Source organism: Cochleicola gelatinilyticus, assembly GCF_001637325.1.
Lineage (GTDB): Bacteria > Bacteroidota > Bacteroidia > Flavobacteriales > Flavobacteriaceae > Cochleicola > Cochleicola gelatinilyticus.
Map to the genome: position 1 here is coordinate 48893 of NZ_LRXL01000049.1, position 21965 is coordinate 70857.

Below are 21965 nucleotides of genomic sequence, written 5' to 3' on the forward strand. Positions count from 1 at the left end.
GTTAGTGTTTTGACCAAACTACTCGATTCACATAATCTGTATACGAAAGTATAATACGCACCATTTTTTCTGAAACATTTGGCATGCTGTAATCGTACACTGGTCTGAAATTTCTTTCCGGGTTTCTTTGTTGCATTTTTAAGGCTGATAATGCCTGCATGATACGTTCTGGCTTAAGTCCGGTCATCATTACTGAAGCTTCTTCCATGGCCTCAGGGCGTTCATGTGCGTCTCTAATATTTAATGCCCAAAAATTAAGAATAGATGATTCTTCTGAGATAGTACCACTATCAGAAAGTACTGCGTACGAATGCATTTGCAGTGCATTATAATCTGAAAAACCAAGGGGTTTCAAAAACTGAATGTTTTTATGCACCTGTACTTTTTTCGCATCCAGCATATTACGTGTTCTAGGATGCGTGGAAACAATCACAGGATACTCATACTTGTTGGCTATCTCATTTAAAGAATCGATAAGCCCTTCAAAATTGGCATCGCTACTAATATTTTCTTCCCTGTGTGCAGAAACTACAAAATATTTATGCTTTTTAAGTCCCAATCTGGATAATACATCGGAACCTTCAATCTTATGCATGAATTTATTTAGTACTTCAAACATCGGACTTCCCGTTTTAATCACTCGGTCTGGTGATAAGCCTTCTCGAAGCAAATACTCGCGCGCAATAGTGCTATATGTTAAATTGATGTCGGAAATATGATCTACAATCTTTCTATTAGTTTCTTCGGGTACACGTTGATCAAAACAACGGTTTCCTGCCTCCATATGAAAGATAGGAATTTTTCTTTTTTTCGCAGGAATGGCACATAAACAAGAATTTGTATCTCCTAGCACTAAAAAAGCATCAGGATTTTCAGATTCTAAAATAGGATCTATCTTAATTAAAATGTTTCCTACAGTCTCGGTAGCATTTTTACCTGCTGCCTCTAAGAAAAAATCAGGTTTACGAATCTCAAGGTCATCGAAAAAGATCTCATTAAGTTCGTAGTCATAGTTTTGACCCGTATGAACCAAAACATGTTCGATGGCTTCATTTTTGTCTAATGCTTGCATAACACAAGCCAAGCGAATAATTTCAGGTCGTGTACCTACAACCGTAACCACTTTAAGTTTTTTCATAAGAACCTTCTGTTTAAGGCTGCAAAAGTAATGTTTTAAAGTGGCAAATCATAATGGTATTTATACCACTTCGAAATAGGTATCAGGATCTTCGGAATCAAAGGGTTCATTGATCCAAAATAAAGTAATAAGTTCGGTATCTCCTGTGTTTTTAATGTTATGTGTATACCAGATCGGCATATCTACGTAAGCTGGTTCATCGCCATCCAGGTCGTACTCAAAGACTTCACTGGTATTGATCTTTCGCAATTGTATTTTCGCCTTCCCGCTAATTACAGCAAATCGTTCTACTTTTCGGGTATGGTAATGATTCCCTCTGGTAATTCCGGGAACCGTTGTTGAGAAAGATGATTGTCCGGCGGTATTGGCACGCATAATTTCTACAAAAGCACCACGGTCATCGGTATGTTTAGTAAATTTTCTGGGAAAATAATCTTTAGGAATGTAACTGGTAAACGTATTGAATAGACTTTTCTCAAATTTATCGGAAAGATCCGGCACTACTCCGTTATCTACATAGTTAGCTTTAAAATTAACTAATAAATTTAGAATTTCTGAGACTTTTTTAGAAGCAGTATATTCTACAGAGATAAGTTCTGTTTTTGAACTATCGGTAGCAACTATATGGTTATAAATTACTTCGGAAAGTTCGTTAATATAAATTAAATTAACAGTTCCATCGTTATGAATTTCCGGAGTTTCATCATGATTAAGTTGATGGCAAAAAGTTGCTACCACCGAATTATAATAAGGCTTACCAAAAGGACCGAACACATTAGGTATAAGCAAAGAAATAACACTTGCATTACTCTTTGCTGCCCATTGTTCAAGGGCTTTTCTCCCATCACGCTTCGATTTACCATATAAATTATCACGCGCTTCTTGTGTAGACGATGAAAATATAATTTTAGGGGTTGCTCCAGTTTTCTCGCAGGCAGTTATTAATTGCTCAACAAGGTGTGTATTCGTATCGTAAATAACCTGTTCATCTTTATGTCTGTTCATGGCAGCTATATGAACGATCACATCACAAGAAACCACAAAACTCTCTAACAGTTCAGTTTCAGTAAAGTACGCCTTGTCGAAAGGAATTCTTTCAATTTCTTCGGATTTTGTTCCCAAATAATTGTACAAATGCATCCCCATAAATCCCGACTGTCCTGTAATTCCTACTTTAATCATATTTCCAATCTTTAAAATTTTCAACACTAAATTTGTAATTATCTTCAATTTCTCCCATGCTGTAATCAGAAAAAATAAGCATTATGGATTTTTCTACGGAAGCTTTAAAACCAATGGCATATCCTGGCGGAATATACAATACTTGAGGCGTTTCGAAAGTTAATGTAAATGTTAAACGTCTTTCTGAAGCTACAGGTTTCTCCCAGTCTATCACCGGTATTATTTGAACTTCAAAAGCACCAAAGCTGCAGGATAACCACCGTGATTCAACCCGATGTGCCATCCATGCTCTTACCTGTTCGGTCGTTTTATTGGTAGTTACATACATCCTTTTAACAGAAGACATATCGAAACTATTTATATACCGTAAACTTCCACGTTCATCGATATGGATACCACCTTCAATAATTCGGGGTTGTAGTAAAATAACGCTATCCTTTAATATGTTCCTGTACGATAGGAAGTCCTAACAGTAATTTCTTCATTCCTTCTACTCCCAACTGTTCTGTATTGTGCGAATGGTAATCTTCAATAGTGCTCATATCAACTTCTCCTTCAGAAAAATACTGAGCATAATTCAAATCGCGGTTATCGGCAGGAATTCTATAGAACTCCCCCATATCTTCCGCTTTTATCATTTCTTCTCTTGTACAGAGCGTTTCATAAAGCTTTTCACCATGTCGTGTACCAATTACCTTGATTTCATTATCTGCTTTTGAAAGTTCCAGCAGTGCTTGAGCAAGATCTCCAATAGTTCCTGCAGGTGCTTTATTTACAAACAGATCACCTGAATTTCCGTTTTCAAAAGCAAACAATACAAGTTCGACAGCATCTTCCAAAGACATTAAAAAACGTGTCATGTTTGGATCTGTAACAGTAAGTGCTTCTTTGTTATTAATCTGATTTAAAAACAAAGGAATTACAGATCCTCTGGAAGCCATTACGTTTCCATATCGCGTAAGACAAACGGTAGTTTCATTAAGGTTTCGAGAAGCAGCAACAGCCACTTTCTCCATAAGTGCTTTAGAAATTCCCATTGCATTTATGGGATACGCTGCTTTATCGGTACTTAAACAAATTACTTTTTTCACATGATTGTTTGCTGCGGCATCGATTACATTCTGCGTACCAAATACGTTGGTTCTTGTAGCTTCTAAAGGAAAAAATTCGCATGAAGGAACTTGTTTTAATGCAGCAGCATGAAACACGTAATCTACACCTCTCATAGCCCGGTTAATGCTATCAAAATCACGCACATCTCCAATATAAAATCGAAGTTTATCATTTTTAAGGCTGGTGCGCATATCGTCCTGCTTTTTTTCATCTCTAGAAAAGATACGAATCTCCTTAAAGTGATCGGAGTTTAAGAATCTATTTAATACAGCTCCTCCAAAAGAACCAGTTCCTCCTGTGATAAGTAATGTTTTGTCTTTAATTTTCATTGCTCCCTCATTAAATCTTTAAAATTAACTAAAATATCTTCTGAAACATATTGTTTCGTTTTACTACAGTACTTTTGTAATTCATCCACTTCTGAAGCATAATCTGCCACAGTCATATTTTGAATTTGTTTAATCCGTTTAACCCAAAGCTGTTCCTCTAACGGTAGTAACGTATTTGGAACTATTTTGTTTACATCTTTCCAAGGCAGCCCATCACTGGACACTACTATTCTCATCATGCTGATTGCTTCAAAAAAAACATGACAAAAATTTTCAGAAAAAGAAGGTATAACAACCAAATCTACATCATCTACTTTTTTATTAAAATCTGCTCTACTATAGGTTCCGAAGAAAATAACTCGTTCAGTAAGTTTTAATTCTTGGATTAATTTTTCACAATGCTTCCAATATTTTTTATCTTCTATAAATCCATGAACATGAAAAGTTGTGTTCTTAGTTAAGAATGGCAACAATGAAATAATAAATGAAATATTCTTTTTTTTCACCACGCGGCCGAAAAAACCAATTGTAAAGTCTTTAGAAGCGCTTCTATGAATTTTAGGTTTTAATTTAAAAATTTCAGTTATTGGATTTAAAAAAACCTGGCTATTAAAATTTTTAAAAATTGAGTCAGAATTTGTTTTTTCATCTTCATGTGTATAATGGATAGTAACATTATTTCTTGCGCTAAGAATAATAAACTTATAAACCCATAAATATTTTTTCTTAAAAGGAGAAATAGCCCCCTTTAACAATTGTCCTCTTGGAGATATAAGTACTTTTTTATTTCTGAAAAGACAAAGCACAAGAATTGGCAAAAATGAAAATGGAATGCTGTAAAGGGAGTTCAGCCAAATTAATTTGGCCTTTTTAAATTCTCTGTAAAGTTGAAAGGGAGAAACGTATGAAACGTAGGACACCCCTTTTTCTAATGTATTTTTATCTAATAATTGTCCGCTAAAATCTGTATTTCTAGTAATAATTTGATGCCTAAAATTATCACGAAGAATTTCGCTAACACCAGAAATAGATTTTATAGGTCCTCCTGGCTCAACTGCAGGTAAAAAATATGGCGCAAGAATTACAATCAAAGTTGGATATTAGTGGCGCAATGTTACAAATTTACGATGAGATTACCTTATTAGTTTGCTATAAAAGGAAATATAAATGCTTACAATTTTATCGACATTAAAGTTTCTGCTATTTTCTAAACCTGTTGCGACAACTTTCCTTACAAGTACGGGATTGTATAATTTTATAAATCCTTCAGTAATACTTTCAACATTTAATGGATCTACTAAAATTGCCCCTTTTCCTATTTCGTCCATTGGCGAGCAATTTGAGGTAATTACAGGTAAGCCGTGTGCTTGAGCTTCAATTATAGGCATTCCAAAACCCTCAGCCGTAGATGCGAAATATAGAACGTCATGAAATGCGTATTGCTTGTACAATTCTTCATCGTTTATATTAGTTAAGATTACAGACCGGTTTATAATTTCATATTTATGACATAAAGCGGTAATTTTATCGGGATTTGAATGTATAAATGTATATTCAACATCTAACGATTTTGTAGCTAAAATTAACCTTTCAAAATTCTTGTTGTTTTTTTGTCCGATTTGGAGAATTTTAAATGGATTGTTTTTTGTGATCTCTCTTGGGGTTCGTTTAATTATTTGTTTCGGAATAATTAAAGGGTTATAGATCAAGTCTATTTTACGCTCACTATTTGGAAAATTCTTTAGTAATTCCTCTCTTGTTTTTTTAGAAACGACTATTATATAATGGCTATATTTTATTGGAAGCTTTACAAAAAACAAGTCGTATAAATACCCTCTTATTCCCTTTATTTTTTTGTAACGAATTAGATCATGTAATGTAAAAACTCGAGTTTGAAAAGGAAATGCCATCACCATATAGTTAGAGGCACCTGTAATATGTACTACTTTTTTTTTTGAAAAAAGGGATGTTAAAAAATGATATAAAAAACTACCAAAATCAAATTGTTTCCTTAGCGTATAGCGCTTCAAATTAAAAGGGAAACGCTCCGCTGTTTCTAATTGCTGCGATATTTTATTATAAATACGCTCAATGCTATAATTTCCCGGATTCCGCTTTCTATAGATATATAACAAGTTGTATTCACGCATCTACTTTAGTTTCAGACCAAAGATAGTCAACTTTCTAAAACCACGTAAAAATAGATTTTTCGTGTTCTTAGAAATAGAAAGGTACTGCCAACGCAATATTATAACTACTGGTATAAATAATATAAGAAGTATCCAAAGGGGCTTACCCTCTTGCTTAAAATAAAACATAATACTAAGCCAAATAATACTGAATAAATTTATATAAACAGTTATTTTATCTCTTGTTTGAAAATGAAAATCGTTGAATATTTTATATGGAATATATAAGGAAGCAATTATAAATTCGGATAAAATTAAAGCTAATAATATGCTTGAAAGGTTTTTATCACTAAAATAAAGCACTGTCACAAGTATACCTATTCTCAATAATGATGTTGACAGCACAATTTTTAATTTGTTCATAGCAACAAAATATCTAATAATTACTTCAGCAAAATTGTGAATTAGAAAAATGATTGAAAGAGCTCCGAACAACAATTCATTAAAAACTAATTTTCCATTAGTCCAAATCATAAAAAAATCATCTAGCAAAAACAATCCAATGGTATAAAAAACAATCAATATAGAACCTGTAATCAACCAATATGCCTTAAATATGTCTAATATTTTAACAGCTCTCTTTTTAATGGACAAACCAATCATCTCAGGCTCAATAGGTCCTAAAATAAATTCTGATACTTTTAAACCAAAGTTTACAATCGTTTTTGTTGCAGAGAAAAGCGGCAAAAATGTAGTTCCGACGAACGCAGAAACTATTAAATTTAAACCATCATTCATAATTCGGTCTGAGAAATTACTTCCTACCAAATAAGATGCTTTTAAAATATTTAGAACTCCCTCTTTGAAAGAACCATGTTTCCACCAAGGAAAATACTGGGGAATGATTGTTTTGAGTTGATAAATAATAATAGCTGAATATACCGATTTTACGCATACCCAAAAAATTGCTAACTCTATTAGGGATATTCCAGAGGCTGCAGCAATAACAAGTATAAAAAATTCTAAAACCTTTTCAACCAATGCAAATTGGAATGATTTATAAATTAGACCAAATGGATTTAAAATTTTTACAATTATTCCACGAAATGAGCCAATAATAAATCGATAAAAAAATAAAATGATAAGAATAATTGCTACGTTACCAACACCAATATTGTCGTCGAAAAAGAAACCTAACAAGCCTGTATATAGAAATAATAATACTAGGGCTAACTGTAAAATCTGAATTACTAAATTTACACGAATCGCAGAGCCCAGAACTTCTTTTGCTCTCACTCTATTTACATGAGCCAGACGATTAAACTCATTGCCTACAAACTGAGCATGACTAAATTCAAATACTTGAATTATATTAAAAAAAGAGTAGATTGCAATCCATTTTCCATAAACTTTCAAATCCCAAAAATTTAAAAGTAATGGGATTAAAAATAAAGAGTGTAATAAAAGTACTATTATTTGTAACGCCTTATATCTATATGATTTATATAATTTTTTAAGCACTTAGTTTTAGTTAATGGATCCCAAATAATTAATTAGCGGTATAAATGGCTGTATTCAAACGCAAATATCTCCTTTATTTTGTCACCATATGTTTTTCTAATTTCTTCAGGAATAATTTCTCTTTCCCAGTTTCCTTTTTTAGCGTGAATAGTAGGAGATTTTAGTTGCCCATCAGTTAATGAAAAACAATCTGCTAAATCTTGGAAAGCTAATTCTAATTCTTCTAATTTGTATATTTTATCTACTAGAATTTCACCATTTACATTTGTATAAAAGAAAGTCCCTTTTATCTTATTAATGTCTCCTGAGTTTAAATAATCTTCAAAATTAGTGTACTTTATTTTTCCATTTCTATACGAATAATGTGAGATAGCCTTAAAAATTGGGTCACGTTCAAATCCGAACTTATAAAAAGTATTCCAAGTCACAGCATCTACGTGTCTTTTTATTTCTGATGCGGGCATATGATTATAAAATACTTTTCGTTTTAAATATTTTAAAGATCTAATGATATCTTTAAAGGAATAACTTATTAATGATACTTTAAAATTCTGAGCAGATCGCCCCGTAGCTCTTAAGCGTAATTGCTCATCTTCATCATTTAAAGGAGTAATTATATCTGAATCACCGCAAATACTGCTAAGAGCAATTTCAATTGAAGTACCTGCCGTTTTACGAGTTTTAATGTATATAAATTTATGTTTAAAGGAAATTATCATGTATATTCATTAAAAAGTGTATTCTAAAAGATCTATATCACGCTTATAAATGTTGTCTATGATTGCTTTACTTTTTTTAGAGTAATAATCACGATAGCTTATTTTATTTTTAGAATCTTTTCTATTAATTTGGAACAAAACCTCAGGGTGTTTCCTTAATAAGTGAACACTTTTACTTGACAATATACTTTCCGTTTTTGAACTATTACTTCTAGGTAATTCTTTAAAATCAATGTTTATTTTAGAGGCAATCACACTTAAAGCGAATTCAAGCTTTTCAAAGCGGCCCATATAATCAATGCGAAGTTCATTTTGTTCATTAAAAATAAAATCGGCTTGAGGCCTAAAAAACCAATGTTCATTTTTTATATAAAGAGGAAGATATGAAATCACAAATTTTTCGAATGACACCAAATTGGCAAAACCTCGATATTTATAAAACGAGATGATTCGATCCCACGGATTTCTTACTATAGCAAAAGTAAAATAGGTGCCAAATGCCTTCTCAGTGATATAAGAATAGTCAACATATTGGTTTATTGTAAGGTGTGCTAAACGCTTAGGGCCTTCTTCAAATTTTGTTTTCGGACGCAATAAATACGATGCCCCATGTTCTTTTCTATTATGCCCTAAAGATGATAAAAAAAAATCTTCAATACTTTGACCTGCAGTTTTGGGCACGTGAACAAATAGTGCTTTGTATTCTTTTATGATCATTCTTTGGGGTATTTAAAAATATCAAAATCCTTTCGAAATTCATTATAGATAATCGCTTTAATCTCTTTTGTATAATACTCTTTTATAGGTTTTCTTTCTGTTTTCTTTTTCCATGGTAGCTTTCTTCTACTGTTGGGTAAAATGAGCTTTTTGTAATCATATTCAAGATTTTCATACCTAATTAATTTCAAATTGTATTTCTCATAACCTCGAAGCCAAAATACTTGAGGTAGAAACATAATTTCTCGATCTCTATATTTTGGATTTTTTTTTTGATATGCCTCTACTACCCAATCTGCAAATGACAGTGTATTTATATTATTTTGATTTGTTTTTTTTCTATAAAAATATTCAGAAACAACTTTATCGTATGGGTTTCTTATACTCGAAATAAGTTCGATATCTAAAGGTAGTGAAGTTTTAAATTTATTTTTATACAAAGTTTCATATTCAGCTAGCGTATAATGTGCCTCAGTAATTTGCAATGCATTTGCAATAGACGATCCCGCGGTACGGTTAATATGTATAAACAGAGGTTTCTCTCCATCTTTTATTTGTTGCAGGTACTTTTCGAGTTGTTGTTTACGAACCCATTTTAAATATATATTAGTATAGATCCACCATTTGCTATAAAACATACCCTATTTTTTCTGCGATGGGTTTACAAAGATTTTCATAGGTAGCAAGTTCTTCCTTCGATAAATCACTCCAAACTAACTTTTTAGATGACTTAAAATTACCTTTTACTGCTTCTCTAAGTTTATTTTTTATGGCGTTGTCAGCAGCCTTATTTACTTTGGGGAGTGTGAAATTTGTGACACTAGTAACATCTATGGAAAGAGCTTGAAGAAGTTGCTTTAAGGAAGTTGAATCTGTCGTGATCTCTTCAAATTTAAAAAACTTAGTGTTCGAGCTTAAAATATGATCATGAACTTTCATATAATACCAGCAAAGTTTTTGAAACCGTGTCCAGTGAGGCCAGTTTTTTATTGCAGGGTCAGTATTGTTGGGTATTTGGTTTAATAATACGTCATTTTCAGTATAAAGTTTTCTTTGAAAAACACTTTCAAGATAAGTTTTTGGATGACGTATTAAAAAGATTTTCTGCCAATCTAGGGGTTCCAGTAAAGATGGGCTTAAAAATCGAAAATATGGATTCACTTCAATATAAACTGAGTTTTCTTTATTTTCTATAGAAGCATTTCGTTGTGTAAAATAATTAGTAACGAACAATGAGTATTCCGATAACTGAGAAAGAAATAGAATGGGAACATCACTTTTCTCCTTTTCATGAAAGCTTTGTACTCCATCGAGACTATCAAGATAAGTAGCTAAACTTAAAGTGGCGGTTCGGCCAATAGATGTTAGTAAGTACTTCTTCATTCTTCGTATTTGAAAAATTCTATCTCAAATGTAGAGGTTCAGTTATAAATAAACTAAGCAAGAAGTTAATTTTATTCTGAAAGTATCGAAATCAATTTATGTATTTCATTTGAAATTAAAGGCTGTGTCTGCTTTATATTTTCGTCAAGACTTTTTTCTAATGCATGAAGAAGGCTTTCTTGAGAATATGGATCGAATACTAAAGAAGGTTCACACACTTCATAAGTATATGGAAGGTCTGCTGCAATTATTTTACAATCCTTTTCAATTCCCTCAATTAATCCCAGACCAAAGCTTTCTTTTAACGATGGAAATATTAAATAAGTAGCACGTAAGTACTCTTCTACTAATTCCTCACGAGAGACATATCCTAAATTTATTATGGGAATTCCTTTAGACTGCGCCCTTGCAATTTGCGAATACACTTTTTGGTAGGAAGGAGCAACAGTTAGGACAAGCTTACCAACATTTCTTTTTTCATAAAATTCAGAAAAGGCGTTAATTAAAATTTGGTGGTTTTTATGAACCGCTCCCCCACTTACATAGATATAGGTATGTGCTTCTTTGGCAACGTTAGTTCCATTAGGGAGAGGTGGGTAAAAAGGAAGTAACTTTACTTCATCCTCGGTTACATTAAACTCATTTATAAATTTATTTTTTATAAAATCGGTTTGCAATACAAAAAAGTCTGTGTTTTTTATTAAAAGTTTAAAGACCTTCTTTTTTAGAAGAAATTTGGCGCGGGCAACACCCGTAATTGAGGTTGGCAATTCGATAAATAAAAACTGATGAAAATAAGTGTATGTGATTGCTTTTTGTTTTGTAATCGGCGGTAAATTTCCGAAGCATAATATTTTTGTAAAAGAACCTTTCCTCTTTTTGTAAAATCGGTATCGGTTGAGCATAGAAGCTTTTAGATAGATTTTTCGATTGGGTGGTACATTCGTATAAGAGTCCTTGCATCTAGCGTCAAATAAATAAAAACAATCGATCTCTGCTTCTTCAATTTGCCGAACCAGATAATCTAATAAGATTTTACCTCCACTGGTATTTATAAATAGCGAATCTATTAAGACCATGTTTTTTTTATTGAGAGAAAATAATTAAGATGATTTTTAGGCCAATATGGCTCGAGATGCCTGCGATTAATTACGCTAGTACCATACGAGAAATACTTTTTGTAATTGGTTCCACTAAAAATATAAGGATGAAATTTTTGTGCGATATCTAAGGCATGCTGTGGGAAATGAATTAATTTTCCATATGTCCAAGCAAAATAATCACAAGAATATTCTAGCTTTTTTTCTAAGATGCTTTTATTTTCTTGGATTTGAAAATGCAACTCTTCTTCATTTAAATCTGCTAGATTGTAATGATCCATAGTATGAGAACCTATAACATGCCCTCTTTCGTGAAGTTCTTTTATTTGACTCCAATTCATCGGGGTTTTGGTGTCGATTCGAATGCGATCGTTAAAAGCGGTTCTGTAAACATCATCAGATTCTACAAAATTAGCATTGATAAAAAATGCGCCAGTGGTATTGTATTTTTCAAGAAGTGGAGCGATTACATGATAGCATTCTTCAAATCCATCATCGAAAGTAAAAGCCACATAAGAGGTTTTCTTTGCAGGGATCTTATCGACTATCATTTGAGTTGCTTCTTCAAGTGAGATCAGTGTACAGGAAGCGTCAAGATGTTTCAAAAAATTTTCGAATATCTGGTAATCATCATGACCAACTAAATTTGGAGTTACGTAATGACTATTAATTATATGAACTCCTGGTTCCGGCTTCTTTATAGAACCCATCGTGTTTAAAAAAATATTTCTTAGAATTGCTCTCAAAATTAATACGTATGATAATTAATGGCTGATAAACTAATAGTTGAAACATCAATGTTTAGAGATTCATTAAAAATTTTATAGCAAACGTTCACCTGTGTTGGTACTTTAATGAATAGTTGTTTTTTTAATTCTTTTCTTAGAGGATTGTTTTTAGAAATGGAAAATCCAATTAAATCGAAAGCAACTTTCTTCTTATAATCCCGTATAAGCCTAGAAATACTTTTCTCATTTAATTTCCAGTGAACTAAAATTATCTGAATTTCCTGCATAGCTCCTCGTTTTCCAATTCTTGCAATTGAAAATAAATATTCATTATCTATAACTATATACGCTGCGTTAGGATGTGTGAAAAAGCGCCATTTTAAATAATCGTAAGTCACTTGAGATTCTAGCGTACCAACGGGATTCTGGTTAAAATTAGAAGGGATCGCTTTCTTAATTTCTTCATAGTTTGAAGAGAGCGGAACAAAAGTATTTCGAATGTTCTTTACAATCTTAGGCATTGCCACGATATTTTTTGGTTTTACCCAGTATTCAACAATATCCAGTTGTTTCCAATTTCTTTTTAGAAAGCCAGGTAAACTATTACTATTAGGAAAATTTATTGCAAAAGCAATATTTTGCTCTTTTAATTCTGCTTCTACAAGTTTTACTAATTTACTGAAAATACCTTGCCCTTGATGTGATGGCGCCACAAAAGTATCGAAAGACATCGCTCCATGATATACTTTCTTATTAATTAAAAAATTTTGACGACCATAGGAGACCCATCCAACAATTTCATCATTATCAACTGCGCAATAGATTATAGGATCACCATACGGATTTGCAGTATATTTCCAAGAAAACCATTCTTTACATAAAACGGGGTTACCGTATGCATTCGCAGCAGCTTCTAAAAAACTAGGTATAAGATGGTGATGGTCATCATAATTAAATAGAAAGTAAGCCATAAAATTATTTAATTAAGATGTTTTGTAGAGGTTATAATTGATCTGGATTCCTTAAATTCATAGTACAAACTTAAAACAAAAATAAACAGCAAAGAAAATCGAAAATTTGTTAATACTGTACTAGTTATACTCCATAAGAGCATCACAAAAATCATGCGTGTATTTAAAGAAGCTTTTTGAAAAATAACTAAGTAAAAGAATAAAATTGATAAGATTCCTAGAAGTCCCACAGAATGTAGCAAATATCCTATTTCGGAGTCAAAAGTAGTAATTCTCTGTCCATAGTTTTTGTAGATATTATCTATATTAAATCTTCCAAACACCAAATCTCCGGGACGTTTTTCAATCGCTTCAGATACGTAACTAAAAAGAAATTCTTTTTTTGAAGTAAAGCTTCCAGAATCTTTTTTTCCAGATAGCTCAGAAAAATCGAGAATACGATTTCCTAAATTTACAAAGGGAATTATTGCAATGACTGCAATCGCAATAAAACCAATAATCCTTTTCTTTAAAATAAAAACTAGGTAATAAAGCAATATAAAAATTACTACTAGAAAAGCCGTTCTGCTCCCTGTAAGTAATAAAGAAATCATCATCGTACCTATTGATGCAAAAGCTATTTTCCCCCAAGGTTTTTTTCTTCGATTTAATATTAATATTAAGAAAAGTAATGATATAATTCTACCTGCCTGATTAGAGTTACGATAAATTCCTCCGAATCTTAGATTGAACAAATCGACAATTTCTGTAGACGTGGCTTGTATCTCAGAACTATTAAAGTAACCTTCCGAAGTATAATATGTATCAATAAAGTTGACAATAGAGGTTAAACCTATTATATATGCTATTTGGGTAAAAAAAATGAAAAAAGAAGCTAAAAATATTAATTTATCGCTAATTTCAGAACGGCTCGCTATGGGGAAAAAAACAACTAGAAATATTAAATAAAATAGTTTGAAAACAGATTGAAAAAAAAACCCATAATTTCCCAAAAAAGTGTGCAAAAATGCTAAACTAATAGCGAAAAAAAATAACAGTTTAGATAACTGAAAAGAAAAATTTTTAAAACCTACAGATTTATTAGGATTAATTAAAATTATGAAAACTGTAAGTATAACTTGAATCAATGATCCAAACATGTTGTTTGGTAGAAACAGAAATAGAAAAAAAACACTATTAACAATGAAGGAACTATTTAACAAGGGCTTCATAGTCTCTATAGATTAAAGATTTTTTGTCCAAAATAATTTCGGCTAAATTAATTGAATCTTTATAATTCTTGATTTTAGTTAGAATTTCATCAGCATCAAAATTTTCTGATTTTAATAATACCATTTCTTTCTTGTCTTCAAATAAGAACTCGTTCAATGCTATTATTTTTTGATGCCAAGGATATATTATAGTGGGCACATTATAAGACATTGCAAATATTGAAGAATGCATTCGTGAGGCGATAAAAAAGTCAAGATCTGAAAATGCAATTGGAATGTCTTTCATACTTTTAATATTAATAATGTGATTATCTATATGGGCATCATTGAGAGCTTTAGATATTAAGAGTGACAATGATAAATCTTCACCAAAAGATGTATTAATAATTTTAAAAGGTTTTTTATAAAAAGCGTATAAATTTTTTAAATTTGAAATAATCTTATCTATATCGAATGTAGAGTTGGGTACAATATTACCAAAATTCATAAAGTTAATTCCAATATATTTATCTCTGCGTATACTTTCGGGATACATATCCGATAAAATGAAGGCAGGGTCTATGGTAATTTTTATTTTTTGAGTATTTTTTTTAAATGAATTATCACATATCAATTTAGAAGAAATATCTCTTACATAAAATTGATTACAAAATTCGATCATCGTATGTAACCGTTTTTTATAATTAAATTGGAATGGCCCTACTCCTACTGCATAGACATATATTTTCTTATTGCTATTTTTAGCCATTTTAATAATTTGATATGCCCTATGAAACATATCAGAACCATTTTTTTCTGAAAACAAATTCCCACCTCCCACGATAACGCAATCTGCTGCATCAATTTGTTGTTGAATTTTTTTCTTATCTTTAATTAAGAATAATATTTTTTTTAACTCTAATACAAAACGACTTTTAAATTTATTTCTCCTTACAACTTTATAAAATGTAGAAATCTCTTTGGAGGCTTCAACTCTTTTATCGACATCAAAATCTTCAAAAAGGATATCAAAACTTTCAACATTTTTATTGCATATCTTTTGGCTTAAGTATTTAATTGCCTCAGAAATAGCATAATCACCTATATTTATTTTAGAAGTTCTTGAATATTTAATGAATTTCATTAGTTGTTTTTTTATACATTATCCTTTTTAATTCATATATAGCAACGCACATTTGAATTAGAAAAAATATAGCAGGTGCCATTATTAATGCTGTGATTCCTAAATGTAAAACTTTCACAAGGAAATATACGACAGGAAAATACAAGATAATTATTGTGATAGAAAGGTTGGACTGAATTTTAATATTATTTGTCGCATTTAAAAAATTAGTAAATATTTTCGATACAATCACCGTTGCAACAAAAAGTACTGATGCGGTATTAATGATTTCAGAAATTACTACATTATCCCCAAGCCAAATCCTATATATAAATTCGGAACTAAAATACATAATTAGCAATGTCACTAATAAACCTAATGCTAGAATAACTTTTTTCTTAATTAACCCCTTTAATTTCAGAAAATCTTTTTGAATATAACTTGCAGTAATCGTCGTCCACATTGTCTGCAATACAATATTTAAAAGAATTAGAAGAAAGCTATAATATTTAATTGAAATTTGATAATCTGCAGTGCTGAGTGGAGAAAACCATAGTGTAATAAAAAAAGGAGTTATAGCTTGTAAAATTCCAGAGCTCATTTGTATTAAAAAAAACAAAATGCCGTTTTTTAAAATTAAAGTAACATATTTTTTATTATAATAAGTATAATTTGGTTTATAAGTTGGCTTAATGATATAAAAGAAATGGAATGTTAGTAGAGACAAAACAACCAAGGGTAAAAAAGAATAAATTAAAGCTACATTCCATATTTTATTAGGTAAATCGAAATATGAAATAAGATAGATAGCTATCAAGATGATGAAATTTGTAGCTAAAGGAATAAAAAAACTAAAGGAAGATCTATCAAATGAAAAGTAAATTTTACTAATCAATTTGAGAATCATTTGCAATAAGAAAAAACCAAATACAAATATGGCCAAAAGATTAAAATTAATTTTATCTGAAGACACAATGGAATTCCAATCTATTAGCGCATTAACCCCACATAGTAAAATAAAAAGAGAGATTAAAAAGAAAGATATTGATATATAACCTGTTGAAATTATTGAAGTTGCACCATACACATCCTTTTTAACTAAACTTTTAGTAAGTTCATTTCGTAGTCCATTACCCAACCCTCCATCTAAAAAATTAATCCAATTACAGATTGAAAAAATAGTAAGCCAAATACCATAATCGTTTTTGCCTAAGTATTCTAATAAAAGGGAAATGGTAACAATAGAAAAAAAAACACTAAAAACATTAAATATTATTCCTAGAGCTGATTGTTTAAAGATAGGATTATTAATAAAATATGCTTCTAATTTTTTATATACCATGATAATAAAGAAATGCTAGCTTCCTTTCTATTTTAAGAATTTCACTCAATTACAAAATGAGTTTAACAATTAATAAATTTGATGTTTTCTTAATGGAAACTATACAATCATCCCTGCAGCCACAGTTTCATGAGTGGCATCATCTACCAAGGTAAAACTACCAGTAATTCTGTTGTCTCGGTATTCATCGATCATGACAGGACGTGTGGTTTTAACCTTAACTTTAGCAATCTCATTCATTTTTAGATCTTTATTTTCTTCATCTCTACCATAGGTATTGATATCAATTTTATAAAGAACCTCTTTGATCATCGCCTTTGGTTCGTTGGAAGTATGCAAAATAGTGTATTTAGCTCTAGGCTTTGCAGCATCATTATGCAACCAACATATCATGGCAGTGAATTCTTGTGAAGCTTCTGGCTTGTTAGCTGTTTTAACGATCATATCACCACGACTTACATCGATATCATCTTCTAGCGTAATAGACACAGACATAGGAGCAAAAGCTTCTGCTAATTCACCTTTATCGGTATCGATAGATTTTATTTTTGACGTAAATCCAGAAGGCATCACCGTTACCTCATCATTTGGGCGAAAGATTCCACTCGCTACCCGTCCTGCATATCCTCTATAATCGATGAATCCTTCACGTTGCGGGCGCAATACAGTCTGCACAGGAAAACGAGCATCAATTTTATTGATATCACTACTAATGTGCATGGTTTCTAAGGTATGAAGTAGCGGAGCTCCTTGATACCATTTCATATTTTCTGAACGGTTTACTACGTTATCGCCTAAAAGTGCACTAATCGGGAGAAAACGGACATCTTTTACATAAAGTTTTGATGAAAACTCTTCAAATTGAGAGATGATCTCGTTATATCTTTCTTCTGAAAACTCAACAAGATCCATTTTATTAATACAAACGATCAAGTGAGGGATTTGAAGTAAGGAAGCAATAAAAGCGTGGCGTTTTGTTTGCTCAATCACTCCATGACGCGCATCGATTAGAATCAATGCCGCATTTGCTGTAGAGGCTCCAGTAACCATATTTCTAGTATACTGTATGTGCCCTGGCGTATCAGCAATGATAAACTTTCGCTTAGGTGTTGTAAAATATCGGTACGCAACATCGATTGTGATTCCTTGTTCTCTTTCGTCTTTTAAACCATCAGTAAATAAAGCAAGATCTACTCCATCGTGACCTTTTCTTTTACTCGTGGTTTCTACTGCTGCTAATTGATCTTCAAAGATCGATTTAGAATCATAAAGCAAACGGCCAATAAGTGTGCTTTTTCCATCATCAACACTTCCTGCAGTTGTAAAACGTAATAATTGATTGTTATCTAATTCCATTGTGTTGCCTATTTTAAAAGTATCCCTGTCTTTTTCTGTCTTCCATTGATGATTCACTACGCTTATCATCGGTACGATCACCTCGCTCTGTTTTTTTCATTGCTGAAACTTCCATAGCAATCTTTTCAAGAGTATCTGCATCCGATTCTATTCCTCCGGTAATGGTAATATCTCCCAACGTTCTAAAACGTATTTTTTTAGTTTCTACTTTTTCTCCATCTTCCAGCTTTAAGAAATCGGAAACAGGTATCCATGAATCATTTCTCCATACAACTTCACGGTCATGGGCATAGTATAATGATGGAATGGCAATATTTTCTTTTTTAATATAGTTCCATACATCCATTTCGGTCCAGTTACTAATCGGGAATGCACGGAAATGCTCTCCTTCGAAGTGCTTTCCGTTTAAAATGTTCCATAATTCTGGACGTTGATTTTTTGGATCCCATTGACCGAAATCATCACGATGTGAAAAGAAACGTTCTTTCGCACGTGCTTTTTCTTCGTCACGACGCCCGCCACCAATAGCGCAATCTACTTTGTTATTTTCAATAGCATCTAGCAAGGTTGTTATTTGAAGTGAGTTACGAGTTGCACTCTTCCCTTTCTCTTCGGCTACACGTCCTGTATCGATTGCTTCTTGAACCGAACCTACAATAAGTTGTGCATCCAGGTCTTTTATAAGATCATCTCGAAACTGAATGGTTTCGGGAAAGTTATGCCCTGTATCTACGTGCATAAACGGAAATGGGATCTTAGAAGGATAAAAGGCTTTTTTTGCCAAGTGGGTTACTAAGATAGAATCTTTTCCTCCAGAAAAAAGAATTACGGGGTTTTCAAACTGAGCCCATACTTCCCGTAAGATGTAGATGGCTTCAGACTCCAATTCGTCCAGATAATTTAAGTAATACTTGCTCATAACCTATTTCAATTCTAATTTAATTTTTATAGCCTTCATAATAAGGGCAACAGATTCTTCGATGGCCTCTTTAGATGTATCAATACGTACATCAGGATTATCGGGGGCTTCGTAGGGTGCATTTATCCCTGTAAAATCTTTAATAAGCCCTTTTCTAGCCTTGGCGTATAATCCTTTAACGTCTCTACGTTCACATTCTTCTATCGGTGTATCGACAAAAATCTCGACAAAGTTAACATCTTTAACCGTTTTTTTAATCAATTCACGATCCTTTTTATAGGGAGATACGAAAGCCGCTAACACTACAACTCCAGCATCGATAAAAAGCGCTGCCGTTTCTGCAATCCTGCGAATATTTTCTTTTCGATCGTCTGGTGAAAAAGTTAAATCGTTATTAAGCCCTTTACGAACATTATCACCGTCTAAAGTGTAGGTGTGAATTTTTTGCTTATAAAGCTCTTGTTCAACAGCATTGGCAATTGTTGATTTCCCCGATCCAGATAAGCCTGTAAACCAAAGTAATAACGAATTGTGTTTTTTTAAATTGGTTCTTTCCTTTTTAGTTATAATGAAATTGTGTGGAATTATATTTTCTTGCATGCTAATTATTTTTTATCTCTTAAAAAAAGATCTCGAATTTTACCCAGTGGTAATCGCAACCATAAACGTTCATGGAAATAATACAAGATAAATTTAGTGACTAATTCCGTAAGCGCTATATAAAGAGCAATTTCATCAAAAGAATTTAAAATTAAACCAGAGATAATAAAGGTTCCAGTGGTAGCTATAATTCGCCAAGAAATTGTTTTATATAAAGTCTGGCGGGGATGAACTTCTTTTCCAAATAATAATCTTTGCCATATCCTTTCATGTATATAATAAATCGCCAATTTTATAAGAAATTCAAAAAAACCGATTTTCAACGCATTTTCTAAACTACATTGTCCAGAAATACAGGTAATTAGAAGCACTACAATAATAGTATCTGCCGTAGCGATAAAGCGCCAGGAAATGCCTTTTATAATACTTCTGTAATGCGATTCTTGCTTGTAAATGGCCATATTACTTTAGTTTCGGTTAGAAACCAAAAACCATGGATTCAATAAATTTTCTTTATTATACTTTAAAGGTGTGTTATTAGGAAGTGCATTTACTGTAACTCCTACAGCCATACAAATAGCCTGCCCTGCAGCTGTGTCCCACTCCATAGTGGGGGCGTAACGCGGATAAAGGTCTGCCTTTCCTTCTGCTATTAAACAGAACTTTAAAGAGCTTCCTTTAGATACGATCTCAACACTATTTTCTTGAGAAATTTGATCTATAAACTCTTTCGTTTCAATACTAAGATGAGACCTACTTCCAACAATACGCTTTAAATTCTCATCATTAGAAGGCATAATTTCTGTAGAAAGTTTGGATATACTTTCCATAGAAAAATCAAAATTTTCTAGCACACATTTAAAAGCTTTTTTACCTGCGACATCAGCATAATATAATGTCTTTGTTACTGGAACAAAAATCACACCCAATACAGGGTCACCACCAGACACATAGGCAATATTTACTGTAAACTCTCCATTTCGCTTTATAAACTCTTTAGTGCCATCTAAAGGGTCTACTATCCAACAATGCTTCCACTTCGACCTAACTTTATAATCAATTTCTATATTTTCCTCACTAATTATCGGAACATTTGTAGTTTTAAGATACCTATTTATAATTTTATTTGCATTTTCGTCAGCAATAGTTAATGGAGATTGATCAGATTTTACTTGAACTGAAAATTCTGAATCATACACATTCAGTATTTCAATTCCAGCTTCTATCGATGCTTTAATCGCAATTTCGAGGAAATTTTTCATAGTTAGTGCAGAGATTAAGGATCTGCTAATAGGATTAGGTTAAATATTTATCTCTGAAAGTGTTTCTTGATAATTGAAAAATATGATTTATATAGAATAATTATTACACTTATTGCAAAACCTAAGAATGCAGCATAAAATAAAATAAGAATTTTATTTGGGGCTGAAGGCTCATTTGGAACAGTAACAGGACGAAGCACAGTAAAAATCGGGGTATCCTTACTTACCTGCAATTTTGAAGACTCCATCTGGGTAGCAAGCTGAGAATACATCGCATAAGCAAGATCGTACTCGGATTGGAGCTGCTCTTCTCTATTAGAAGTATATGAACTTATAATGTTTTTATTCCTATCTCTAAAATTCCCTAGAGCTGCTCGTCGTTCAACATATTCAGATTTAGCTTCATTAAATCTTTCTTCTATATATTTTAATTCATCTTTCGATTTTTGAATGTTGTAATCAATAAGAAATTTTTGTAATAATTCTTGAGCACGTTTAGTGATTTGAGCAGCCGCAAGAGGTTCTGGCATTGTCGCTTTAATTTCTAAATAACCATCTACATCATTAAACTCTATAGATAAACTTGATTCTAGAAACTGTTTTTGTTCAATTTGTTCTTCACTTAAAGAATAAATTGAAGAGTCAGTCATTATAAAGTGTTTTTCTTCTTTAGAAGAATTTTTAAAACTCCGAACAATTTTTGAAGGAAGCCCAATTGTATTCGATTTTATTTTATGCAACAAGCCTTTATCATAAATTTCTGAGAGATAATAAGACAGTGAGACCAAACTATCCTCTTCACTAAACTTCAATGGAGTTTCTAACAATGCAGTTTGATAGGGTGTACTGTTTACTATGATAGGATACAAAGTAGGTATAATTAAATTTGCATCGTCATCACCTAACTTTAGTCCGACTAACTGAGCAATACCACTAAATTTTTTGCCTATTCCTCTATTGTTCCCTAGTTGTGGTAAAATTGTCGTTGACGAAGTATATTCTTTAGGAGTGAGTTGGGCTATAAAAAAACCAAAAACTAAAAAAATAATGACAAAAACAGCTACGAACCTCCAAGAATCTAAGATTCTATAAATTATCTCTTTTAGTGTAATGTCTGAAAGTTTACTATTATTTGATTTCATA

Annotated in this window: 23 protein-coding genes; all 23 read right to left on the reverse strand. The window is 32.0% G+C overall.

Annotation, left to right across the window (positions count from 1 at the left end; all coding sequences use genetic code 11):
- Nucleotide 1: 1 nt before the first annotated feature.
- Nucleotides 2-1138 (reverse strand): non-hydrolyzing UDP-N-acetylglucosamine 2-epimerase, encoded by a 1137-nt coding sequence (gene wecB / locus ULVI_RS12555; protein WP_068593146.1) that lies wholly within the window; start codon nt 1136-1138, stop codon nt 2-4.
- 60 nt (nt 1139-1198) lie between these two features.
- Nucleotides 1199-2320, reverse strand: coding sequence for a polysaccharide biosynthesis C-terminal domain-containing protein (locus ULVI_RS12560; protein WP_068593147.1), 1122 nt, complete (start codon nt 2318-2320; stop codon nt 1199-1201).
- Entirely contained in the window at nt 2313-2666 is a 354-nt protein-coding gene (locus ULVI_RS12565) for a cupin domain-containing protein (protein WP_157632624.1), read from the reverse strand. Before ULVI_RS12565 ends, ULVI_RS12560 begins: the two co-directional genes overlap by 8 nt.
- A gap of 85 nt (nt 2667-2751) precedes the next feature.
- Nucleotides 2752-3762 (reverse strand): polysaccharide biosynthesis protein, encoded by a 1011-nt coding sequence (locus ULVI_RS12570; protein WP_068593149.1) that lies wholly within the window; start codon nt 3760-3762, stop codon nt 2752-2754.
- Nucleotides 3759-4853, reverse strand: coding sequence for a glycosyltransferase (locus ULVI_RS12575; RefSeq protein WP_068593150.1), 1095 nt, complete (start codon nt 4851-4853; stop codon nt 3759-3761). Before ULVI_RS12575 ends, ULVI_RS12570 begins: the two co-directional genes overlap by 4 nt.
- 42 nt (nt 4854-4895) lie before the next feature.
- Complete coding sequence (locus ULVI_RS12580; RefSeq protein ID WP_068593151.1) at nt 4896-5912, reverse strand: glycosyltransferase; 1017 nt, start codon at nt 5910-5912, stop codon at nt 4896-4898.
- The gene (locus ULVI_RS12585) at nt 5913-7412 is read right to left on the reverse strand and encodes a polysaccharide biosynthesis protein (RefSeq protein ID WP_068593152.1); all 1500 of its coding nucleotides are present in this window, start codon (nt 7410-7412) and stop codon (nt 5913-5915) included.
- Between the two features lie 32 nt (nt 7413-7444).
- On the reverse strand, nt 7445-8131 hold the full coding sequence (locus ULVI_RS12590; protein WP_068593153.1) for a hypothetical protein: 687 nt from the start codon (nt 8129-8131) through the stop codon (nt 7445-7447).
- A 9-nt stretch (nt 8132-8140) separates the two neighbouring features.
- Nucleotides 8141-8848 (reverse strand): sulfotransferase family 2 domain-containing protein, encoded by a 708-nt coding sequence (locus ULVI_RS12595; protein WP_068593154.1) that lies wholly within the window; start codon nt 8846-8848, stop codon nt 8141-8143.
- Entirely contained in the window at nt 8845-9486 is a 642-nt protein-coding gene (locus ULVI_RS12600; RefSeq protein ID WP_068593155.1) for a hypothetical protein, read from the reverse strand. Before ULVI_RS12600 ends, ULVI_RS12595 begins: the two co-directional genes overlap by 4 nt.
- On the reverse strand, nt 9476-10231 hold the full coding sequence (locus ULVI_RS12605) for a hypothetical protein (protein ID WP_068593156.1): 756 nt from the start codon (nt 10229-10231) through the stop codon (nt 9476-9478). Before ULVI_RS12605 ends, ULVI_RS12600 begins: the two co-directional genes overlap by 11 nt.
- Nucleotides 10232-10302: 71 nt before the next feature.
- Nucleotides 10303-11310 (reverse strand): glycosyltransferase, encoded by a 1008-nt coding sequence (locus ULVI_RS12610; RefSeq protein ID WP_068593157.1) that lies wholly within the window; start codon nt 11308-11310, stop codon nt 10303-10305.
- A complete protein-coding gene (locus ULVI_RS12615) occupies nt 11301-12077 on the reverse strand; it encodes a polysaccharide deacetylase family protein (RefSeq protein ID WP_157632625.1) in 777 nt (258 codons plus the stop codon). Before ULVI_RS12615 ends, ULVI_RS12610 begins: the two co-directional genes overlap by 10 nt.
- A gap of 2 nt (nt 12078-12079) precedes the next feature.
- A complete protein-coding gene (locus tag ULVI_RS12620) occupies nt 12080-13030 on the reverse strand; it encodes a GNAT family N-acetyltransferase (protein ID WP_068593159.1) in 951 nt (316 codons plus the stop codon).
- An 8-nt stretch (nt 13031-13038) separates the two neighbouring features.
- Nucleotides 13039-14169 carry an O-antigen ligase family protein gene (locus ULVI_RS12625; RefSeq protein ID WP_068593160.1) on the reverse strand — a complete coding sequence of 377 codons (1131 nt, stop codon included), beginning with the start codon at nt 14167-14169 and terminating at the stop codon, nt 13039-13041.
- 52 nt (nt 14170-14221) lie between these two features.
- A complete protein-coding gene (locus tag ULVI_RS12630; protein WP_068593161.1) occupies nt 14222-15364 on the reverse strand; it encodes a polysaccharide pyruvyl transferase family protein in 1143 nt (380 codons plus the stop codon).
- On the reverse strand, nt 15351-16685 hold the full coding sequence (locus ULVI_RS12635) for an MATE family efflux transporter (protein ID WP_068593162.1): 1335 nt from the start codon (nt 16683-16685) through the stop codon (nt 15351-15353). Before ULVI_RS12635 ends, ULVI_RS12630 begins: the two co-directional genes overlap by 14 nt.
- A 99-nt stretch (nt 16686-16784) precedes the next feature.
- Entirely contained in the window at nt 16785-18041 is a 1257-nt protein-coding gene (locus ULVI_RS12640; RefSeq protein ID WP_068593163.1) for a sulfate adenylyltransferase subunit 1, read from the reverse strand.
- A gap of 13 nt (nt 18042-18054) precedes the next feature.
- A complete protein-coding gene (gene cysD / locus ULVI_RS12645; RefSeq protein ID WP_068593164.1) occupies nt 18055-18960 on the reverse strand; it encodes a sulfate adenylyltransferase subunit CysD in 906 nt (301 codons plus the stop codon).
- Nucleotides 18961-18963: 3 nt separating this feature from the next.
- On the reverse strand, nt 18964-19560 hold the full coding sequence (gene cysC, locus ULVI_RS12650) for an adenylyl-sulfate kinase (protein ID WP_068593165.1): 597 nt from the start codon (nt 19558-19560) through the stop codon (nt 18964-18966).
- Between the two features lie 5 nt (nt 19561-19565).
- Nucleotides 19566-20021 (reverse strand): DUF2061 domain-containing protein, encoded by a 456-nt coding sequence (locus tag ULVI_RS12655; RefSeq protein WP_068593166.1) that lies wholly within the window; start codon nt 20019-20021, stop codon nt 19566-19568.
- Between the two features lie 6 nt (nt 20022-20027).
- Nucleotides 20028-20822 (reverse strand): 3'(2'),5'-bisphosphate nucleotidase CysQ, encoded by a 795-nt coding sequence (gene cysQ, locus ULVI_RS12660; protein WP_068593167.1) that lies wholly within the window; start codon nt 20820-20822, stop codon nt 20028-20030.
- Nucleotides 20823-20869: 47 nt separating this feature from the next.
- Nucleotides 20870-21964, reverse strand: coding sequence for a Wzz/FepE/Etk N-terminal domain-containing protein (locus tag ULVI_RS12665; RefSeq protein ID WP_068593168.1), 1095 nt, complete (start codon nt 21962-21964; stop codon nt 20870-20872).
- Between the last annotated feature and the right edge of the window lies 1 nt (nt 21965).